Below are 5,797 nucleotides of genomic sequence, written 5' to 3'. Positions count from 1 at the left end.
CCGGCGAGTACTTGCTGGGTGGCGCCACTTCTACCTCATTCCCTTTACACAGAGATTCTATTGGATCTCTGTCCGGGAACCTCGGGGCACCTCAGCGCCGATAGGAGCCGTGATCGCTGGTCGGTGCTTCCCGAGAGTGGCTGATGCGTCTGGCTGCCGGTGTGAGCGGGTTCGAGGTCAGGGCAGGGTGAGGATGCGGGGGCCGTCCTGGGAGATGGCGATGGTGTGTTCGATGTGGGCGGCGCGGCTGCCGTCGATCGTGCGCAGGGTCCATCCGTCGGGGTCGGTGCGGTAGTCGTTGCGTCCGCCGGCCATGAGCATGGGTTCGATGGCGAGGGCGAGGCCGTGGCGCAGGGGGAAGCCGCGGCCGGGTCGTCCGTGGTTGGGGACGTGGGGGTCTTCGTGCATCTGGCGGCCGATGCCGTGGCCGCCGAAGTCGGCCGGCATACCGCAGGCGGCCTTGCGGGCGACGGTGCTGATGGCATGGGAAATGTCTCCGATGCGGTGGCCGACGGTGGCGGCGGCGATGCCGGCGTCCAGGGCCTGCTGGGTGGCGGCGATGAGTTCCAGGTCGGCGGGACGGGGGGTGCCGACGGTGAAGCTGATCGCGGCGTCGCCGGTCCAGCCGTCGAGTTCGGCTCCGCAGTCGATGCTGACCAGGTCGCCGTCGCGCAGGCGGTAGTCGTCGGGGATTCCGTGCACGACGGCGTCGTTGACGGAGGCGCAGATCACGGCGGGAGTTCCTTTGAGTCCGCAGGAGCGGCAGCGTGGAGAGCGCTTCGGGGCTCTGCTCCGCGAGGCCCGCGGTGACCGCAGCATGGTGGACGTGGCAGCGACAGCCGGGGTGTCCGCGGAGACACTCCGCAAGATCGAGACCGGTCGGGCCCCGACCCCGGCCTTCTTCACCGTGGCGGCCCTGGCCCACGCGCTGGACCTATCGCTGGACGACCTGGCCACCGCCTGCACAGAGGATGCCGACGGCGGTGGCCAGGCCATGTCGGCGTGAACGTCAGGAGACCTGTCGTCTGGCCGGAAGACGGATGTTCCTGAGGTGGCACGGGAGTGCCGACCTTCGCCGCATGACACCAGATCGCCGCTGTCTTCTCGGCACGGCTCGGGCTCTCAGGTCAACCCCCGAAGGACTTCGAGAGCCGACCACTAAGGCAAGATCGACTCGAAGCACAGGCGATATCGCACGGCGACATCCCAAGGATGCGGGAGCGCAGCAGGGTGCCGTGAGCCGCTCCGTCGACGGCAGCCGACACGGGAGAAGTGCGGGATGGTCGCAGAGCGGTTGCTGGGCCGTGCGGGGAGCCCGTGGAGGAGCATGACCAGGAAAGCGCGGTCCGCCGGGAGTGACGCGCGGCCTGTCGATCTGCCGCTGCAGGACGCAGAAAGCTGTCGATCAATACCTTCTTGATTTGATGGGTGGTTGGGGTCGTGGATCGGGGTGTGACGGACGGGACTGAGGCGGCATTGGCGGCATTGCTCGGCTGCTGCCGCATCTGGATGCGCGGCAGCGGCGCCTGGTGCTCGGGGCTACGGCTGGCGTGTTGGGGCATGGCGGGGTCCGTGTTGGGGCATGGCGGGGTCCGTGTTGTTGCCCGCGCCGTCGGGGTTGCGGAGTCCACGGTCTCGCCCCCATAGACCAACATCAAACCGATGAGTTATTGATCGACAGCTCCCAGGGCGGTTGCAAGTTCCCGGATCGCGAAGATTGCCTGCGTTCAGGGGGAGTTGGTGCGGCAACGGCACAGGCACGAGACCAGTGATCACCAGGGTGTCTACGCCAGCTGATCACATTGAGGTCCCGTGCCTGCCGCTCGATCCTCCCGGATCCCCGATGTCCTGCGGGAGCGCCGTGGTTAGGGCGGCTGTGAGCCCGCTACGGTCCGCGATCTTCCGCAACAGCACGATTCCCGCGTGCCCAACGAGGTTCTTCTCGTCGGCCCGCACCACGAGCCGCCGGTCCCACCCGCTACCCTTCACCTTCTGGGTCCCCCGCTTTGCGACGCCCTTGATCTAGACAATCCAGGTCATTGCAGGTGAGCGGCACCCTCCCTTTGAAGGATCGTCAGTTCACCGCAGACAGCGCCCGTAGCTGAATACACGAGGTTCATGCCGTATTTGTCGGACGTCAGCCGTAGGCTGTTGTTGGAAAAAAGGGGGAGACGATGACTGACGACCGCAAGGCAATCGTTCCGGTGTGGACGCTGGCGACCGGTGACATCCGGGTGCCCGCATTGACCGGAGACGAGCCGATGACGGCTGAGCGCTTGGCTGAACTGCGCAGTGTGCTGGCCGGTCTGGCCGACGAGCCGATTGCCACACTTGAGGTACATCCGCTGCCCGACAAGCTCGACCGCAGCCGAGGCATCCCGCTTGATGTCGCGAGTCCCTTGGCACAGCACCTGTCGCAGCTCATCACGCAATCAGCGCGAAGTTCCTCTGCGGCGGCTACGGCGACCGCTGCCGGCGAAGGCCTGTATCGCATGGTGGTTCCGGCGAAGGTTGTCGCCCAGTTCGGTCAGGGCATCGTTCGCCTGATGCCGTCGAAGGTGGCGGCCGGTGGCACCTACGGTGCACTCGTGAACTCAACGGGCATCGCCGCCCGGGCGACGTTTGTGCCAGTCGGTAAAGCGGCAGCAGCAGGCGCAGTCGGTGGAGCCGGTGCAACAGCCGGCGTCGCGGTCGCCGGGAGCGCGGCACTCACCGTGGCCGCGCCGCTCGTGCTCATGGCCGTAGCGGTGGGAGTGAGCGCGAATGCCGACTACAAGCGCCAGCAGGCTATCGAACACATCACAGAACTGCTGGAGCAACTGCACGAACAGAAGCTCCATGACGAGCGCAGCGCACTCGACGGCTGCCGCGATGCCATTGACAAAGCCACCGCCATTCTGCTCGACCAGGGCAAGCTCGGTGTCTCGCTAGGACTGGACTCGGCAGTGCATGCCATCAACACGGCGCTGGGCGCCGCTGACCGCCGCCTTGCCCAGTGGCAGAGCGCACTCGACAAGCTGCCCGACGGCAAGGCCGTCGAGATCGGCACGCTGACCAAGTCGTTCCCCGGCGTCGACGACCATGGCGGCACGTTCCGCACCCACCTGGAACTCGCTGCCTTGGCCATTGCGCTGAAGCGGCGGGTCATCGTCCTGCAGGCCGTCGAGCATGCCCAGAGCGACCCGGGCAACTTGTTCGAGAACTTCGCCCGCGCACTCAAGGCCGACCAGCAGCGCCTGGGCAAACTGGAGTCGGGCATCGCCGGTGTCCTAGAACGCCTGTCGGCGCTGGAGCTGGCACCCTCGCAGGGTTTTATACCCGTCTTCACGACCGGTGAAGTCGAAAGCCTGATGCGCGCGGCAAACCGGATTCACAAGCTGGGCGACGGAGTCATGGTCGACAGCCGCGCGACAGACGTGGCGATTGAGATTGCCCGCAACAAGGACGGCTCGGTGGTCGTGTTCCCTGCGCTGCCCGCGTAGACGTAGGCGCACGCGCACTCACTTGGTGAGTGGTGCGGGGTTGCCCGAAACCTCGAACGCGGTTGTGGCTCTCAGCGCACGCACCGGGCCGGACTGGAACCCCGGCCCGGCTCCCGGCACCCGTCCGTCTCCGTGATGCGCACCCCAAGTACGGCCCGTGTACCGGCGACCCTCACGGCTCGTCGTCGGCCGATGGCGGCGTGGCTCCGGTCGTGGTGGGGCAACATGTTCCTTCCTGACCCTGCACCGTGAGGAAACGTCATGCCGGCTGCTGCCCGCCATACCTCAACCGCCCTGCTCGCCGTGCTTCTCTTGGCAGGGTGCACGCCGACCGCGGGCAGTGGCGCCAACGCTCCGTCCGGGAAGGATGCGGCGCCAACTGGCGCGGGGGCCAATTCGTCCCGGGCGATCGCGGTCGGCGCCGGCCCGCAGGCTCACTACACCGTGCAGGAGCAGCCGACTGCGGGCAGCTGTCACTACCGCTATGACCACAGTCAGCCGCTGGAGGACCCGGCGTGTACGCCGGGCGCGATATCGCCGGCCGTCACGCAGGCGAACCTGACGTCGACGATCTGCCGCAAGGGCGGGTACACCTCCGGCATCCGCCCGTCGTCGTACGTGACGGGCAAGGAGAAGGCGCTGAACGCGAAGTCGTACGGCTACACCGGCTCCATGCGGGACGCCGAATACGACCATCTGATCTCGTTGCAGCTCGGCGGCGACCCCAACGACCCCCGCAACCTGTGGGTGGAGCCGCCCTCGCCCGGCCATAAGGCAGGTGCCGGCCCCAACAACCCCAAGGACGCCGTGGAGACCAAACTCCACACCGCGGTCTGCGCCGGTACCACCACCCTCGCGCAAGCCCAGCAGGCCATCGCCACCGACTGGTCCACCGCCTTGAAGACTCTCGGTATCGGTTGATCGTGGGCCGGCTCACCCATGCCGCAAATCCCCTCGCATGCCGGATTGTTCGGCTCCCCCCGCCTGCGCGGGGAGGACTCGGCGGCCTGCTCGGCTTCCACCCGGGCCTGCGGCTCACCCCCGCCTGCGCGGGGAGGACGTGGCCGATGTGCTCGCGTGCGCTACCGACCACGGCTCACCCCCGCCTGCGCGGGGAGGACGCCTCGTCGATCCAGACGAGAATCTCCTTTTCCGGCTCACCCCCGCCTGCGCGGGAAGGACGGTCGCCAGCCGCGCGAACATCGCCTCCTGTGCGGCTCACCCCCGCCTGCGAGGGGAGGACGCCATGGACACGAAACCGTGAACGTCGGACCCTGGCTCACCCCCGCCTGCGCGGGGAGGACGCCCGCCTCGAGCACGCCCGCGGCCGGGTGACCGGCTCACCCCCGCCTGCGCGGGGAGGACTTGAGGACTACCTTCAGGCCGCGACGGGGCTGGATCTGCCGCCGCAGCGGCTGGGGCCGGTTGTCTGGGTTCGGCAGACGCTCTTCAGCGTCGATGGGCAGGGTTTCGACCAGTACGAGGAGTATCGGCTCGCGCGCGTCACCTCTGACGAGGCGAGCGCGATGCAGGTCGGGACAGAAGAGGCCCGCTATGGGCATTACTGGTGGACGATCGAGGAATTGGCGACCACTTCGGAGACGGTACGTCCCAAGAGCATGGGCGTTCTCCTGGTGGATGTGCTGGCGAATGTCGAGCGTCGTGCGGAGCCGCTCCTTCTGGGGCAAGTCAACGAGGACACCGACCCCGTCAGCTGACGCTGTCGTAGCGCCAGAAGTCGCGCATCAGGGCGGGCGGGGTGGGACTGGTCATGGCCAGTTGGCTCAGCAGGATGGTGACCGTGCCGGTGGACGGGATGATGTGGGCTGCGGTGCCGGTGCCGCCGACCCAGCCGTAGCGCCCGGGGACGTTTCCGGGGACGGTGGCGGCGATGTCGACCGAGCCGCCGAAACCCCAGCCCTGGCCTTCCAGGAACAGGCCGCTGGCCTCGCGCTGGGGCTGGGTCAGGTGGTCGGTGGTCATGTGGCGTACTGACGCAGGCGACAGCAACTGACGGTCGCCGACGGCGCCTTCGGCGAGCAGCATCCGGCCGAAGGAGAGCCAGTCGTCGGCGGTCGAGACCAGGCCGCCGGCGCCGGACGGGAAGGCCGGCAGGGTGCTCCACTGTCCGTCCGGGGTGTCGGCCAGTTCGAGACCGCCCGCCGGGCCCGGGCGGTAGAAGGTGGTGAACCGGTCGAGTTTGGCGGCCGGCACCTCGAATCCGGTGTCGACCATGCCGAGCGGCTCGAACAGCCGCTCCGCCAGGAACTCGGGCAGCGGACGGTCGGAGACCCTGGCGATCAGCACGCCCAGGA

6 protein-coding genes are annotated in these 5,797 nt (G+C 68.0%); 4 read left to right on the top strand and 2 right to left on the bottom strand.

Annotated elements, in window-relative coordinates:
- Nucleotides 1-177 precede the first annotated feature (177 nt).
- The gene (gene map / locus EFK10_RS12795) at nucleotides 178-906 is read right to left on the bottom strand and encodes a type I methionyl aminopeptidase (protein WP_407647069.1); all 729 of its coding nucleotides are present in this window, start codon (nucleotides 904-906) and stop codon (nucleotides 178-180) included.
- On the opposite strand from map, the gene EFK10_RS12790 reads away from it, so the two are divergent.
- The 4 genes from EFK10_RS12790 (at nucleotide 818) to EFK10_RS53225 (ending at nucleotide 5,200) form a co-directional block, all read left to right on the top strand.
- Entirely contained in the window at nucleotides 818-1,006 is a 189-nt protein-coding gene (locus tag EFK10_RS12790) for a helix-turn-helix domain-containing protein (RefSeq protein WP_407647068.1), read from the top strand. The two genes, map and EFK10_RS12790, sit on opposite strands and share 89 nt — an antisense overlap.
- 1,168 nt (nucleotides 1,007-2,174) lie before the next feature.
- Entirely contained in the window at nucleotides 2,175-3,482 is a 1,308-nt protein-coding gene (locus EFK10_RS12780) for a hypothetical protein (protein WP_127355835.1), read from the top strand.
- Between the two features lie 261 nt (nucleotides 3,483-3,743).
- Entirely contained in the window at nucleotides 3,744-4,403 is a 660-nt protein-coding gene (locus tag EFK10_RS12775) for a hypothetical protein (protein WP_127355834.1), read from the top strand.
- Nucleotides 4,404-4,813: 410 nt separating this feature from the next.
- The gene (locus EFK10_RS53225; protein ID WP_407647067.1) at nucleotides 4,814-5,200 is read left to right on the top strand and encodes an NUDIX hydrolase; all 387 of its coding nucleotides are present in this window, start codon (nucleotides 4,814-4,816) and stop codon (nucleotides 5,198-5,200) included.
- Here the strand turns inward: EFK10_RS53225 and EFK10_RS12765 are convergent.
- Nucleotides 5,193-5,797: serine hydrolase domain-containing protein (locus EFK10_RS12765; RefSeq protein ID WP_164835962.1), on the bottom strand; the 605-nt coding region annotated here is incomplete at its 5' end. The two genes, EFK10_RS53225 and EFK10_RS12765, sit on opposite strands and share 8 nt — an antisense overlap.

Origin of the sequence: Streptomyces soli (assembly GCF_003999195.1) — a bacterium.
GTDB classification, from domain to species: Bacteria; Actinomycetota; Actinomycetes; order Streptomycetales; family Streptomycetaceae; genus Actinacidiphila; species Actinacidiphila soli.
This window is presented reverse-complemented; position numbering and strand designations above follow the sequence as displayed.